The following is a 14,159-nucleotide window of genomic DNA, read 5'->3' as shown; positions in this document are numbered from 1 at the left end:
TTGCGCAGGGCTTCGATATAGGGCGGCAAAGGCATGGCCCCCGCTGCGTTCAAAGCCGCATCAAAATCATCGCCCGTAAGGTTAAACGTCAAAAAAGCCGCGCCATCTTCTTTGCGATCAAGAACGGCAGACAGATCGTCGGAAAACCGTACCACTTCGCCCTCTTTCACCTTTTTCAAAGGTTTAAGCAAAGCGCGCCATTGCCCCGCCTCGGCCTGCGGTTCCAACAAGGTCACTTCGACTTTTGCCTCTTGATAGCCCTGCGCCGTATCGCGACCACGATGTCCTGTCAGCCGCGCGGGCAGCACTTTGGTGTCATTCAACACCAATCGATCACCTGCTTGAAACCAATCCACCAAATCCGTCACGTGCTGGTCCAGCAGCCGCGTCGGTGTGGCCACCAGTAACCGCGCAGAGGAACGGGGTTTGGCAGGCCGCGTGGCAATCAAGGATTGTGGCAGATCGAAGTCGAAATCGGACAGTTTCATTTTGGTCTTTCTACAACGCGGGTTTAGTTTTTCGGGGCACTCGGAGTCTTGCCACGGAAAATTCCGCGCAGCGCCCCGGGGGTCAAAAGCGACAAGGGGTTTACCCCAATGGTCGGATCATTCACCGCACCTTTTAGAGTGAAATTAAAGCCAAACAACCCTTCACCTTTACGGGACACCAACTGCCCAATCGCGTTCAAAAAGTAGACGGGCGAAATCACGCCTTGGAGGTCGATTTCCTTGGACACAGTGTTGTAGACGCCTTCAGATGTGATCCCGAGCGACGGGCCTTCGGCGCTGGAAGATTTGATGGTGATCCAGTCTGGCTCAATCTCAAACGAACTCAAGATCTCTGCAAAGCTGATCCCAGGCCCTGACAGTTGATCCAAAACACCGATACCAGAGGCCAGCGACAGAAGCTCAGCCAATCTGGGCGCGGATTGCACCTTTATGCCTTTGATGCTGACCGAGCCATCATAACTGCCTTGCTCAGGCTTTGAGACCAAAGAGAACGTCAAATCGCCCCCTGAGGCCTTTTCAAGCAACCCCGCAGCCATCACAGCTTTGCCTGCATCATTTGATGTGACCATGATCGTTGGACCATATTTTCCGGCTTTTACCGTGCCAGTGACCGGCGCGGTGCTGTTCAATCGACCAGAAAACCGACCTGAGAGACCACCATTTTGCGTCAGCTGAGCGTCCAATCCATAAAGTGCGTAGCTGTCGGTCACTTTGAGACGATCAATGTTCAACTCAATCGGCCCTTTGCGCGCGCTTGAATCGCTCTCAGTTTCATTGCCAGTACCAAACGGAGACCGCATCAAATCCAAAGACCCGCCGCGCAGCAAAACCCCTACAGGTTCGCCTGCGCCGCGTCCGATCAAAGTCGCAGAACTGTCGAGCCACGTCCCGACCTTGAGTGTTTTGAATTCCAACAGGTCCAGTTCACCTTGTGAGGTCAATGACACCGTTCCCTCTGAGGCCGTCAGTCCCGGTGCCTCGATCACCATATTGGTAACACTTGGGATATCGCCCGCAGTTCCAGTGACTTCCAAAGTGCCGGCTTGCGCTTTGGGTTTTGAGAACCCGATTGCAGGCACAGAAAGCCCAAGCCCTTCCAGCGCCGACGTGACCGTGAACGCAGGATCTTGTCCCCTGCGCAATGCAACCGAAACCTTGCCCTGTGCGCTGCCTGAAACTGTGTTTTTCGGCAAAGAAATATCAAAGGCATCCAACGCATCTTGGTTCAAGGTCAACTGGCCCGAAATGTCTGACTTGCCACGATGATCGGGGCCAAAGTTTTTGCGCCATGTCACATCAGCCTTGGCACCTGAAACATCGACAGGTCCCGAGATGCTCAATCCGCTCGGGTCCAGTGCCAATGTCATCCGTTTGGACGTAAGATCTTGCCCAGCCATAAGCGTACTTGAGGACAGGTTTGTCATACTGCCAGCGACATCGAATTCGACATCTTCAAGCTGCACGACTTTCTTCAGTGGGAAAGACAATTGCCCCGTCAATTGCGCCTGCCCTTGCGAGACATCCGGACCGAATGCAGCCTCTTTCAACACATCAAACGGCTTCAACGCCATCAACGACAAAGCGGCCTCAACCGAAGACTGTGTTTGCAGTTGCACGTCCAATGTGGCGGGTTTCACATCTAGTCGCGGAATATGCAGAACCGTATTGGCCACATCGATATCGCCACCGGACGGGGCAGAAATTGCGCCCTCTTGCACCACAACCGTCATCGCATTGCCAGCAATAGTGCCATAGCCCGCAGCATTGCTGACAAGCGGCATGGTGTTCATGAACCGGACTTGCGCGTCTTCAAAGCTCCACCCCAAGTGGGTTTGTGGCACCTGTGCACCAGGGGCCAAGCGCACGGACAAAGCCAAATCTTGGTATGTCGCCGATTGAATGTTTTCGACCATCCATTTGCGTGTTTCGGGAATCGTCTTTTCAGGCCAAAACGCCATGAGCTCGGCAGCTTGGATTGATGTGGTGCTGGCGTCGACCGAGGCGGCCCAGCCTTGTGCGGTTGCTTCAGCCTCGGCGCGGGCATACAGCCAAAGGTCTTCGCGGCGCAGCGCCAATTGCCCCACCCGAACCGAAAACGGATCTAACGCCAGCTGGAGATCCACCGAGCCGCCATCAAATTCAACAGGCACTTCAAACACATCACGCGGGTCTGCGGACAAGCGATCGACATTGAACTGCCCGATAAACTTGGACGGGAAATTGCCGTTGAAATCACGCAACAGCATGTGGCCGCCGCCTGCGAATTCAAAGGCCTCAGACCGCACGGAAAGCTCGGCAAACGTCAGCCGTTCAGCTGAAGGGTCGTAATCGAAATAGCCTTTGGCGCCTTCAAAATCCAAAGGCTTTGATCCGGCTTCTGCCACCAATTGGCCTGAACCAATTTCCAAAGTGCCAGCATAGCTGGACAGTTGCCCTTGGGCGTTTACTTTAGCGCGCATCGCGGCGGAAATCGGCGCATCGAGCACCGATAGGAATGACAGCGCGGGACTTTGTTGCGCCAAATCCAAGGCTGGCACATTGTCGACCGAGAGCGCCACGTTGGTCAACAAAGACCCTTTTTGCGTGGTAAAGGTCGCTTGGGTGCGCGCCAAATTTTCTGTGCCGTTAAACACATCAAAGTTCAATGATATGTCTATGGTTTCAGGCGCATTTTCGAGTGTCAGCTTTGCGTCCGTCGCCTGCCAAATGCGTTGGGATCGCGCGTCTTCCAGTGAAATGGTAATTCCCGTCGCTTCGACCGTCTTCACATCGCTCATCGGCTTGGTGGAAAACGCAGAGTCGATGGCTTTGAGCACATCTTCGACAGAACCTGACGCCCCCGCGTCGCCGCCAAAATCAAATGCGAACTGCCCTTCGCGGTCGCGGCGCACGACAACTTGCGCGCCCACCAACCGCAGCACTTCTGGGGTCAAATTGCCGGACTTAATTTGGTCAAAGGAAAAACGGGCCTGTAGTTCGTTTAAGTGCGCGATTTCAGAACCGGTTGGATCAATGATGCCAACGTTGCGCGCACGCATTCGCGGGATAAACCGATCGTCGACGTTGATCACAATTTGGCCGACTGAGACTTTGGCATCACTTAATTGAGCATTGATTTGGCGTTCCACATGTTGCGACACCGCATTGGGCAACACCACGTCTTTGCCTGTCAGCGCAAGCACTGCGACGCCGCTGACAACCGCTAAGAACAAAATCAGCGAAAAGAACCAAAGGCCAAAACGGTGAACATGATGGCGCTTTTTATGGTCACGGATGCCCCAAATCTTGCTCGCAGGTTTTGTGGCTTGCTCCTCCGCGTCTGGCGTATCTGTACGAGGCACCGCCTCTTGCGACACAGCTTCATCCGCGCGCGCATCCTGCGTGACCTTGGCAGAAGGATCTGCGCCGTCTTTTTGGGGCGTTTCAGGATCAGGCGTGTCGCTCATACAGTGGGTCGTATCTTTCAGTTGCGGTGTTCCAAGAGCCAGATGCTGGCCAACGAAGGGCGTGCGGGCGTTCATCGCACCGTGACAGATTTAGCCGCAATTAACCTTGCTGCAATTGGGCTTAAAACTGAACCCCATCAAGATGCAATGGTCAAAGCGATCATTTTAGGCGACAAGTGTAAGAACTGGTGTGACCGCAGTCACCCTCACCTATCTATAAGGACCCAACATGCTTGATATTGGAACCCTCGCCCCTGAATTTACCCTTCCGCGTGACGGCGGTAGCGATATGTCGCTCAAAGATCTGGCTGGTCGCAAAGTGGTTTTGTATTTCTATCCCAAAGACAACACGCCCGGTTGCACCACCGAAGCGTTGGATTTCACGGCCCTGAAACCAAAGTTTGAGGCCTTGAACACCATTGTCATTGGTATCTCTAAAGACAGTGTCAAAAAGCACGACAATTTTTGCAAAAAACACGATCTTGGCATTCCGCTGTTGTCGGATGAAAACGGAACGATGTGTGAAGACTACGGCGTTTGGCAGGAAAAATCCATGTACGGCAAAACCTTTATGGGGATTGCACGCACCACTTACCTGCTTGATGAGACAGGAAAAATCACCCACGTCTGGCCCAAGGTAAAGGTCAAAGGTCATGCCGAGGCGGTGCTGGAGGCCATCTCCGAATGACGTCACCTATGACTTTGGCCCAAATGGCTGAGGCGGTTTTGCGCACGGCAGACGGGCGCGAGAAAACAGCTTTGTCGCACAAATATGCGGCCCTTTGGCGCGCCAGCCGCGAAGACGGTGCCACCCCGATTGAGGTTGGCACTGCCTGCCCACCGCTGAGCCCTGCACGCCCTGTAAAACCTGAACTGTTGTCACCCCGCGATGTGCCCAAGCGCAAACCGGGCACACCCGAAGGGCGCATCGCGATTTTGCACGCCATCGCGCATATTGAATTGAACGCCGTTGATTTGCATTGGGACATCATCGCGCGGTTTTCCCATGTGCCATTTCCGCTTGGGTTCTTTGACGATTGGGTGCGCGCTGCGGATGAAGAATCTAAGCATTTCAATCTGATGTGCGATCGCCTTGAAGCATTTGGCAGCCACTATGGTGCCCTGCCGGCGCATGCAGGCATGTGGCAGGCCGCCGAGGAAACCGTCGATGATTTGATGGGCCGTTTGGCCGTGGTGCCAATGGTGCTGGAAGCCCGCGGGCTTGATGTGACTCCGGGCATGATCAAGCTGTTTCAACAGGCAAAAGACAAAGACACAGTGGCAGCCTTGGACATCATTTACGCCGAAGAAGTGGGGCATGTGTCCTATGGGTCCAAATGGTTTCACTTTTTGTGTGGCCGTGAAAACCTTGATCCAAAACCGGTTTTCCATGAACTGGTGCGCAAATATTTTCATGGCGGTTTAAAGCCCCCGTTCAACGACGAGAAGCGCGCTGAAGCGGGTATTCCACCGGACTTTTATTGGCCATTGGCGGATTAAGTCGCCTTTGAGATGACAATAAAGACGTGCCTGCGCCGCGAGGTATGGAATTCCATACCTCGCGGCCGCGCTATCAGCCAAGTCCCGCAGGATCGAATTCAAACGCCTTTTGGCAAAATTGGCGCAGGATGCCGTTCCGAAATTCGGCAAAAAACCGCCACTAAACAGACATTTCCGGCGCCTTTTGTCTCATTTCAGTCAAAAGCATTGCCCCAAAACGAATCGTTTTGTAACTAAGGTGCAACCGCAGCGCATTAAGATTAGTCTTATGCACAAAAAATAGCGGGCCGAACGGGACACAAGGACGATACTTGACCACTATGCCTAAACAAAAACTAATCGCGTTGCTTGAACGCAGGTTTCCTGAGCGGCGGGTCTTTCTTCGCTCCGACAAAGAAACACGGTACCTCCGCCTGTCTCCGCTGACCCAAGTCGCAGGACTTGCGGGCACAACAGTATTGGTTGGCTGGATGATCGTTGCCTCTTCAATCATCCTTATGGACAGTATTGGGTCGGGCAATCTGCGCGATCAGGCGTCACGAGACTTGGCGCTCTTTGAAAACCGTGTGAATGACTTGGCCGCAGAGCGCGATATGCGTGCCGCCGAAGCCAGCGCGGCGCAGGCACGCTTTAACACCGCCCTCACGCAAATCTCGACCATGCAATCTGAGCTTTTGTCCTCAGAAGAACGGGTACGCGAACTTGGCAAAGGCATCACCGTCGTTCAGTCGACATTGCGCCGCACCATGAAAGAACGCGACGCCGCCCGTGCCGAGGCAAAGACACTTCAAGCCAAGCTTGATGGCTCAGACGATGAGATGCTCAAAATCAACCCGCAAGAAGCCGGTGAAACGGTCGACATTCTTGCGGCGGCGCTTAGCAGCACCGCGATCGAGCGCGATGATATGCTGACCATTGCGCACAACGCTGAACTGACAGCGAAAAGACTTCAAGACGATCTTCGGTTGATGGAAGAGAAGAACGATCGAATTTTTTCTCAACTTGAAGACGCGGTGACCGTGTCGGTTAAACCGCTCGATAAAATGTTTAGTGCTGCGGGACTGTCCACCAACAACTTGCTGAAAACAGTGCGTTCAGGCCTGTCAGGCCAAGGTGGTCCCCTCACCCCGATCCGTTTTTCGACCAAAGGTGGCATTGCTGATCCAGACAGCCTGCGCGCCAATGAGATTATCGAAAAGATGGACCGTCTAAATTTGTACCGTATCGCTGCGCAAAAAGCGCCTTTCGCTTTGCCGCTTAAGAACTCGTTTCGCTACACATCCGGTTTTGGTCCACGCTGGGGCCGGATGCACCAGGGCACTGACTTTGCCGCAGCTTACGGTACACCAATCTATTCTACTGCTGACGGCGTTGTCACATTTGCGGGCTGGTCAAACGGATATGGCCGTCTGGTCAAGATCCAGCACGAGTTCGGAATTGAGACACGTTACGCGCACCAATCCAAACTTATGGTCAAAGTTGGACAAAGGGTCTCGCGTGGTCAGCAAATCGGTGCTATGGGTAATTCTGGCCGTTCCACTGGCACTCACCTCCACTACGAAGTACGCGTAAATGGAAAGGCCGTTAACCCGATGACCTATATTAAGGCTGCCAACGATGTTTTCTAAAAGCAGAATCAACGAACCGGGCCCTTCAAAAGGAACCGATGACGTGAAACCAACAGATGCGGCTACGGCCCCAAAATCAGCTGCCCCTAAATCAGCACCTGATTTCAAACCAACAGCCCCTAAAGCCAAGCCTCCAGCATCCGTGCTGTCGTCTGACTTGACGATTGTTGGCAACCTCAAAACAACCGGCGACATTCAGATCGAAGGCACTGTTGAAGGCGACATCCGCGCGCACCTGCTGACTGTTGGCGAAACCGCCACGATCCGCGGCGAAGTGATGGCAGATGACGTTGTGATCAACGGTCGTATCATCGGTCGCGTGCGTGGCTTGAAAGTGCGCCTGACCTCAGCTGCAAAAGTTGAAGGCGACATCATCCACAAAACCATCGCGATCGAAAGCGGTGCGCATTTTGAAGGCTCCGTTCAGCGCGCTGACGATCCTTTGACAACCAGTTCACAAAACAAAGCGCCTGGTGTTGCGAAATCAGCCCCAGCGAAAGCTGACCCTGCAAGCTAAGCTTGCTTGATGTCCGCATTTTAAGAACGGCCCTGACACACGTCACGGGCCGTTTTTTAATGCCGTTTGTCAGTTGCAAAAGACTAAGCGCCCCGCCCTATGCCTCGTCAAGCGGCAGCAAAATGTCTGCAATTTGATTGCGCAGCCACGTATGTGCGGGGCTTGAGGAATTGCGCTTGTGCCAAATCATATCGATTTGCTGGGGATCGACCGGCACAGGCGCCTCAAACACTTCAATCCCTGCAGCGGGTGCAATGTGATGCGCTAAGGCGGTTGGCATCAAGGCAATCAAGTCAGATCCGGCAACGGCTCTGTAGACACCAGAAAACACCGGCATGGTCATCACCACACTGCGCTGACGACCAAGCTTGGCAAGGGCCGCATCGCCTTGGGCGGCGGCTCTGCCTTCAGGTGAAAACAACACATGGCCTAAATCGCAAAACAAATCGAGCGGGATCACATCGCCACTGCTACAGCCTGCGCGCGCCAAACGCGGATGCCCTTTACGGGCGATGACCTTATAGGTGGACAAAAACAACGGCCGATCTGCAATCCAATCCAGCAGTTCCATCTCAGGGATCAGCGCAAGATCGACGCCGTAGCGTTCAAGCGTATCCACATGACTGTCGGGCACCAGATCAACCAAATGCACACGCATACGCGGCGCGAGCGTTGACAAGCGGTCGGCCAGTTGGGGCATCAACATCTCGGCAAAAAAGTCGCTGCCTGATACGCGAAAATGCGCATCTGAAACCATGGGGTCGAACACGTCGGCGCCGCGGATCAGCACTTCGGCGCGATCCAAAATATCACGCAATGGCGCTTCGAGTGATAGGGCGTATTGCGTGGGCTCCATCCCCTGCCCGCGTCGAAAGAAAAGCTCATCGCCCAATGCAGCCCGCAACCGTCCCAGCGCAGCCGACACCGCCGGTTGCGACAATCCCAAATGTTCGCCAGCGCGCACCGTGGAATGATATTGCAATAGGGCATCGAGCACGCGCAGCAGGTTCAGATCAAAGCTCGAAATATTTGCCATGGTAATAGATTATATATGAAGAATCGATTTTTTGTATACGCTTTATGCCATTAGGCTTTTGAACCAACGAAAGCGCTTTCGTTTCCGATCATTATAATTGGAGGAAACGATGACCACATCACCATTAGGCCCCGACGCCATTCATTGGATGGGCGTTGATTATCGCACCATTATGACCACCGAAAGCACGGGCGGATCCATGTGCATTGTCGACTCGATCTCTGCGCCCGACACCGGCCCGCCGCGTCACATCCATCACGGCGCTGACGAAGCCTTTGTTGTGCTGACAGGCGACGTTGAATTTTGGATTGAGGGCGAGCGCTTTGTCCGCGGACCCGGTCAAACCGCCTTTATCCCACGCGGCAAAGAGCACACCTTTCGCATCGTCAGCAACATCCCATCGCGCCATTTGGTTATTCTGACACCGGGTGGGTTTGAAGGCTTTTTTGCCGACATGGCGGCTGGGCAATTTCGCATCCCCGAAGATATGCCCGCGATTGAAGACAGCGCTAAAAGACACAACCTTTCGTTCACAGGACCGCCTTTGGGCGATGACGACTAACCCCGCACGTCACTCATAAACTGGAGAAAACTCATGAAATCCATTTCCACTTGGTTCTTTGGCAGCGCCGCAGTTTTTGCCCTTTGCGGTATGGTTTGGGGCATTCAAATGTCCGCAACCCATGATTACCTATTGTCGCCAGCGCACGGGCATCTCAACCTGATCGGCTTCGTGATCATGGCCGTGTTCGGTACATACTACGCCCTCACACCGCAAGCAGCCCAAACAAGTGTTGCGAAGTTTCACTACATCCTTGTCATGGTGACTGTCGTCATGTTGGTGCCAGGCATTGTGCTTGCAATCCTTGAACGCACCGCAGTGGTGGCGCAAATCGGGTCCATTCTTGCTGTGCTGTCGATGGCGATGTTTGGCGTCATGATCTTGAAACATGGCGTCGGCGATCAACGCGCCAGCTAGCATTTTGACGCAGATGCCACTCCCTGCTTGCAAGCAGGTCGCATTCCAGACAAGGTCCATCTGACTTTAAAAGGATGGACCCGTGTCGACACAAGACCGTTCCCAAACCACATCTGACAACCTCAAGGGGGCGGTGTTTATGGTCGCCGCTATGGCGCTGTTTGCCGTTGAAGACACGCTGCTCAAACAGGTCTCAACGCATTTACCCGTCTCAGAAATCTTGATGATTTTTGGCGCAGGCGGCACGGTCATCTTTGCGCTTTTGACGTGGCAGCGCGGCGAACGCATTTTCAACGCAGACCTCAAACATCCCGCGATCTTGATCCGCTCGCTGTTCGAAGTTCTGGGCCGGTTGTTTTTCACGCTGTCCTTGGCACTTACAGCGCTGTCCACCACCTCGGCGATTTTGCAGGCGACACCTTTGCTGGTGGCGGCGGCAGCGGCAATTTTGTTTCGCGAAAAAATATCGGCCCTGCGGTGGGCCTTAATCGCTTTGGGCTTTGTCGGCGTGCTGTTGGTGTTGCGCCCTGGCCTTGATGGGTTCACGCCCCTATCGATTTTGGCGGTGCTCGGCATGATCGGATTTGCTGGCCGCGATTTAGCCACCCGTGCGGCGCCAAAAGGATTGAGTTACGCGCAACTGGGCGTCTACGGCTTTGCCATGTTGATTGTCTCTGGCCTGATCATGTTGGGCTGGCGCGGCGACATGGTCGTGCCTACGGGGTATGAAGCGCTGATGCTCACCGCTGCCATCGTGGTTGGCGTTGCTGCCTATACCGCGCTGACATTCGCGATGCGCACTGGCGAAGTCTCTATGGTGACTCCGTTTCGCTATTCCCGCCTGTTGTTCGCCATGATCCTTGCCGCGCTTGTTTTCGGGGAACGTCCCGATGCAATGGAGCTTTTGGGCGGCGCAGTCATTGTGGCCGCAGGACTGGCCTTGATGCTGACGGGCCGTGAGCGCAAACCAGCATAGGCCGGTGCATTTCACGCCAAAACGACGACTTGATTTGTGGGCCTCAAACCGTCAAACTTGAACAATCAAACTTTGCCCAGCAAAGCAAAAAGAAAAGTAGAGGGTTTCGGGTATGACCGCAGGAACACAGGCACACATCACGCGCGCAAGCTTGCCGTGGATGAGAAACGCGACCTTTGACGTCGGGTTCATTTTTGGCCTGCTTGGGCTATCAGCTGCAACAGGTTTGATTTTGCTTTGGCAGCCGGACTTGTTTTACCCAATCCTAGTGATCGATCTTTGGTTCTTAGGGTATCACCACGTTATCGCCACCTTTACGCGCATTTGTTTCGACAAAGAGAGCTTTCAAGAACACAAGTTTCTAGCGTTGGGGTTGCTGCCCTTTATCATCGTACTCACGCTCGGCATGGTTTTGTTATTCGGGCTGTGGACAGTGGTAACCGTCTATTTTTACTGGCAATGGTGGCATTACACGCGCCAAAGCTGGGGTATTTCACGTGCATATCGGGGCAAGGACCGCGATGCAAAATATGAAGACGGCTGGCTCGATCAAGCCATATTTTATGCCGTTCCAGTGTTTGGCATTCTTAATCGCTCCGCCGAACAGCACACGACATTTATCGGAATGCCACTGTGGTCGGTTCCTGTGCCAACACAGATCGCTGATCTTTGCGGAATTATCGCCGTAGGTCTTTTGGCAGTATGGGTGATTGCGCGCGTACGCGCAGCCTTGCAAGGTCGCTTAGCTATTGTCCATACGATGTATATGCTGAGCCATTTCGCGATCTTTTCGCTCGGCTATCTGGCCACGAGTGACATCACCTTGGGTTGGTTGATGATCAACATCTGGCACAATGCGCAGTACATTTTGTTTGTTTGGATGTACAACAACAAGCGGTTCAGCGACGGCATCGATCCCAACGCGAAATTCCTATCGTACATTTCACAAAACGGCCGGATGTGGCTCTACATGCTCACCTGTGTCCTGATCACGGGCGTTGTGTACTGGGGCGTGTTGCGCGCAATTGACTGGCTGTTCTTTGCAGGGATTTCCGCCACAATCGTGCTCTATCAGATCGTCAATTTCCATCACTACATGATCGACACCAAGATCTGGAAATTGCGCAAACCCAAGATCCAGAAAACTCTGGAAATTGATCGCGGATAATTGACGATGTAATAAATGCGTCGTGCCAACACGTTGTCAGGACAATTCTGCGGTCTAAACCAATGCGCGTTTGTATAGATGCCATGTCGCATGCCCGAGCACGGGCATGACGATCAGCAGGCCTAGAAACATCGGCACCATGGCCGCAACCGTGAGCCCTGCGACGATGCTGGCCCAGACCAGCATCACCAGTGGGTTCTCTTTCACCACTTGCACGGACAAAAGCATCGCGGTGACGAAATCCACCTCTTTTTCAAGCAAATGCGGCAAGCTTGTCACCGTGAGCGCGAATAGGATGAACGCCAAAACAGCGCCCACAGCCAGCTCGACCCCGATCATGGTCAAGCCATTTGCTGTCAAAAACACCTCATAGCTGGACGACACATTGCGCATCACAGAAAGCCCCATGAACAGCGCGAAAATCATATGGGCAAGGAACGACCAGAACAGAAAATAGATCAAAATGATCGCGCCCATCCATGGGATTTGGCGGTCTTTTTCGGATTTGACCACACCAAGGATTTTATACCAATCCATCGCCCCTTTGCGTTCAATGCGGCGCGAGACTTCGTACAAGCCGACAGCCGCAAATGGCGCGACAAGTGGAAAGCCCAAGGTCATGGCAAAGGTCCACTCGACAGTCCCCGCCCCAAGCCACACAAGGATAATCCCGCCAAGCACGTAGACGCTGGAAAAGAATAGCCCGAACTGCGGCGCCTTACGAAAATCGGCAAGCCCAGCTTTGAGCGCATGCCCAATATCGCCAAGGGTCAAATGCGCCACGTCAGGCAGCGGTGCCGCTCGTTGTGTAACGTTCATATCGGTCATGTGAAGTCCTCCCATCGCGCAGAGGCACAAGTGTTCCTTGCGGCAGCTGCGCTACAAAGAGTTCACGCGAAACGAGGCGTCCCTGTCAAGCATTCAACTTTACGCATCCATTTGATGCCCTGTTCCATTCGACGTGCCACATTCGACGTGCCACATCCTAAGCGTACAAAATCGCCGCGCTATTCAGCGACAGTTCCAACACCCGTCAAAATAAACGACAAAGGCACCATTTCCACGTTGGAGACGCGGGAGGTCTCGGACCACTCAGCCAAAGCTTTGAGAGTGTCTTCATGTGTTCGCCCAAGCAAAACAATACCTTCATCCACACCGGCACGGAACGCGGCTTGATCCATGAACCGCTTGATTGCAGCGCCATCTTGGTCGCGGCCATCTATATCGCGAAACACCAAGGCGGCCGGTTGATCTGCAAGTGCGGCTTGGTCGACCAGTGCATTTTCGCCGCGCGAGAACGACACAATCCCATGACCGCTAGCCCCCGCTGCAGCCACAACTTGGGCGGCTGTGTCAGGCGAGGCTTGGAAACTTGCGGATGGCACGTCAAGAAATCCAACAGACATCGGCAGTGCTGCGCGCGCCGCGTCGATCACTTGCCCCACTTGTTGCGCTTGCGCCCCTTCGGGCAAACCAATTATGGCCAGCACTTCAAGACCCGCTGCGCGGAAACTTTGCGCCCGCGCACGCGCATCTGGCGCCAAGGCATCGACGGCTATGCTGACTGGAAATGGCACTTGATCCAAAAGATCTTTGGTTGGCATCGGTCCGCCCGCATCGATCAAAATGACCGCCACTTCCGGACCCTCGCCTGATTTGGTGAAGTCTGCAGAATTGACCACGAGCGCTGGCAAATCATCGACAACAATCAAAGGCACTTCGTTGACGCCTGCGGTGATCGACGGCGTTGGCGCGTCAGTGTCCGGCGTGCGCAGCGACAATTCGATATTGCTTGGTGCATCATCTCGATCCGGCAAGGTCAATTCCATCGCTTGCGGGCTGCCAAGAACAGGGCTGACACCACCCACGACTGGAGCATTTCCGGCAGTGCCAGCGGGCTGCGCCAAGCCTTGCGGAACAGCCGCGACGGGCTGAGCCGCCGAGGCTTCGTCAAATTGCGGCGGCATATTCTTTTGCGTGGCAGGCATCGCTTCATCGGGCTGCGCACTTGCGCGATCGGGTTCTGCAGCAGACACCGCACGATCCATTGTTGGCGCAACATCTGTTTTTACGCTGGGGGCCATTGGCAATTGCACATCGGTATCGACTTGAGGCGCCGCAGCACTTGGAACCTCAGGTTTTACACTCTCTGCGCTCGGTGAAGCTTCGACAGAGCTGTCTGCGGCATTTTCTTGTTCGGCCGGTATTTGTTCAGCAGGGCCAGCAGCAGGAGCGACATCCAAACTTGGTTTATCGGGGTTCGACGGAGCAACTTGCGGCTGTGGCGGCTGCACTGGCTGCGGAGCTTGAGGTTCCGGCTGGGGCTGAGGCTGAGGCTGAGGCTGAGGCTGAGGCTGAGGCTGAGGCTGAGGCTGAGGCTGAGGCTGAGGCTGAGGCTGA

The 14,159-nt window shown here is 54.3% G+C and carries 13 protein-coding genes; 8 read left to right on the top strand and 5 right to left on the bottom strand.

The features are described 5' to 3' along the window. Together ABF287_RS08915 and ABF287_RS08910 are read right to left on the bottom strand one after the other, a co-directional pair. A partial coding sequence (locus tag ABF287_RS08915; RefSeq protein ID WP_347184661.1) for an S-adenosylmethionine:tRNA ribosyltransferase-isomerase occupies positions 1–488 on the bottom strand: 488 nt, incomplete at its 3' end. 23 nt (positions 489–511) lie between these two features. After that, positions 512–3,955: a DUF3971 domain-containing protein gene (locus ABF287_RS08910; protein WP_347184660.1), complete on the bottom strand. Its 3,444-nt coding sequence runs from the start codon at positions 3,953–3,955 to the stop codon at positions 512–514. A 229-nt stretch (positions 3,956–4,184) separates the two neighbouring features. On the opposite strand from ABF287_RS08910, the gene bcp reads away from it, so the two are divergent. From bcp to ABF287_RS08890, 4 genes are all read left to right on the top strand, one after another. Next, on the top strand, positions 4,185–4,643 hold the full coding sequence (gene bcp, locus ABF287_RS08905) for a thioredoxin-dependent thiol peroxidase (RefSeq protein ID WP_347184659.1): 459 nt from the start codon (positions 4,185–4,187) through the stop codon (positions 4,641–4,643). Then, positions 4,640–5,455: a ferritin-like domain-containing protein gene (locus ABF287_RS08900; RefSeq protein WP_347184658.1), complete on the top strand. Its 816-nt coding sequence runs from the start codon at positions 4,640–4,642 to the stop codon at positions 5,453–5,455. Before bcp ends, ABF287_RS08900 begins: the two co-directional genes overlap by 4 nt. Before the next feature lie 320 nt (positions 5,456–5,775). Continuing rightward, positions 5,776–7,083 (top strand): M23 family metallopeptidase, encoded by a 1,308-nt coding sequence (locus tag ABF287_RS08895; RefSeq protein WP_347184657.1) that lies wholly within the window; start codon positions 5,776–5,778, stop codon positions 7,081–7,083. Beyond that, positions 7,073–7,600: a polymer-forming cytoskeletal protein gene (locus ABF287_RS08890; RefSeq protein WP_347184656.1), complete on the top strand. Its 528-nt coding sequence runs from the start codon at positions 7,073–7,075 to the stop codon at positions 7,598–7,600. The genes ABF287_RS08895 and ABF287_RS08890 overlap by 11 nt, the downstream gene beginning before the upstream one ends. Before the next feature lie 97 nt (positions 7,601–7,697). Here the strand turns inward: ABF287_RS08890 and ABF287_RS08885 are convergent, their stop codons facing one another. Beyond that, positions 7,698–8,636, bottom strand: coding sequence for a LysR family transcriptional regulator (locus ABF287_RS08885; protein ID WP_347184655.1), 939 nt, complete (start codon positions 8,634–8,636; stop codon positions 7,698–7,700). Between the two features lie 109 nt (positions 8,637–8,745). Here ABF287_RS08885 and ABF287_RS08880 point away from each other — a divergent pair, with 109 nt between their 5' ends. The 4 genes from ABF287_RS08880 to ABF287_RS08865 all read left to right on the top strand — a co-directional run bounded on the left by ABF287_RS08880 (position 8,746) and on the right by ABF287_RS08865 (position 11,759). After that, positions 8,746–9,198: a cupin domain-containing protein gene (locus tag ABF287_RS08880; RefSeq protein WP_347184654.1), complete on the top strand. Its 453-nt coding sequence runs from the start codon at positions 8,746–8,748 to the stop codon at positions 9,196–9,198. 33 nt (positions 9,199–9,231) lie between these two features. After that, positions 9,232–9,615: a hypothetical protein gene (locus ABF287_RS08875; RefSeq protein WP_347184653.1), complete on the top strand. Its 384-nt coding sequence runs from the start codon at positions 9,232–9,234 to the stop codon at positions 9,613–9,615. A gap of 82 nt (positions 9,616–9,697) precedes the next feature. Further along, complete coding sequence (locus tag ABF287_RS08870; protein ID WP_347184652.1) at positions 9,698–10,591, top strand: DMT family transporter; 894 nt, start codon at positions 9,698–9,700, stop codon at positions 10,589–10,591. A gap of 112 nt (positions 10,592–10,703) precedes the next feature. Beyond that, positions 10,704–11,759 carry a hypothetical protein gene (locus ABF287_RS08865; protein WP_347184651.1) on the top strand — a complete coding sequence of 352 codons (1,056 nt, stop codon included), beginning with the start codon at positions 10,704–10,706 and terminating at the stop codon, positions 11,757–11,759. Positions 11,760–11,813: 54 nt separating this feature from the next. Here the strand turns inward: ABF287_RS08865 and ABF287_RS08860 are convergent, their stop codons facing one another. Together ABF287_RS08860 and ABF287_RS08855 are read right to left on the bottom strand one after the other, a co-directional pair. Further along, complete coding sequence (locus ABF287_RS08860) at positions 11,814–12,587, bottom strand: DUF2189 domain-containing protein (protein WP_347184650.1); 774 nt, start codon at positions 12,585–12,587, stop codon at positions 11,814–11,816. Between the two features lie 179 nt (positions 12,588–12,766). Then, complete coding sequence (locus ABF287_RS08855; protein WP_347184649.1) at positions 12,767–14,002, bottom strand: divergent polysaccharide deacetylase family protein; 1,236 nt, start codon at positions 14,000–14,002, stop codon at positions 12,767–12,769. Positions 14,003–14,159: the final 157 nt, after the last annotated feature.

Source organism: Pacificibacter sp., from assembly GCF_039769035.1.
Classification (GTDB): Bacteria; Pseudomonadota; Alphaproteobacteria; order Rhodobacterales; family Rhodobacteraceae; genus Celeribacter.
The sequence above is the reverse complement of the archived record's forward strand: the minus strand, read 5'-3'. Positions and strand labels throughout refer to the sequence as shown.

Excerpts from the sequence above, each read along its gene's own strand:
- ABF287_RS08910 (WP_347184660.1), bottom strand. The coding sequence starts at position 3,955 with ATGAGCGACACGCCTGATCCTGAAACGCCCCAAAAAGACGGCGCAGAT.
- bcp (WP_347184659.1), top strand. The coding sequence starts at position 4,185 with ATGCTTGATATTGGAACCCTCGCCCCTGAATTTACCCTTCCGCGTGAC.
- ABF287_RS08900 (WP_347184658.1), top strand. The coding sequence starts at position 4,640 with ATGACGTCACCTATGACTTTGGCCCAAATGGCTGAGGCGGTTTTGCGC.
- ABF287_RS08895 (WP_347184657.1), top strand. The coding sequence starts at position 5,776 with ATGCCTAAACAAAAACTAATCGCGTTGCTTGAACGCAGGTTTCCTGAG.
- ABF287_RS08890 (WP_347184656.1), top strand. The coding sequence starts at position 7,073 with ATGTTTTCTAAAAGCAGAATCAACGAACCGGGCCCTTCAAAAGGAACC.
- ABF287_RS08885 (WP_347184655.1), bottom strand. The coding sequence starts at position 8,636 with ATGGCAAATATTTCGAGCTTTGATCTGAACCTGCTGCGCGTGCTCGAT.
- ABF287_RS08880 (WP_347184654.1), top strand. The coding sequence starts at position 8,746 with ATGACCACATCACCATTAGGCCCCGACGCCATTCATTGGATGGGCGTT.
- ABF287_RS08875 (WP_347184653.1), top strand. The coding sequence starts at position 9,232 with ATGAAATCCATTTCCACTTGGTTCTTTGGCAGCGCCGCAGTTTTTGCC.
- ABF287_RS08865 (WP_347184651.1), top strand. The coding sequence starts at position 10,704 with ATGACCGCAGGAACACAGGCACACATCACGCGCGCAAGCTTGCCGTGG.
- ABF287_RS08860 (WP_347184650.1), bottom strand. The coding sequence starts at position 12,587 with ATGACCGATATGAACGTTACACAACGAGCGGCACCGCTGCCTGACGTG.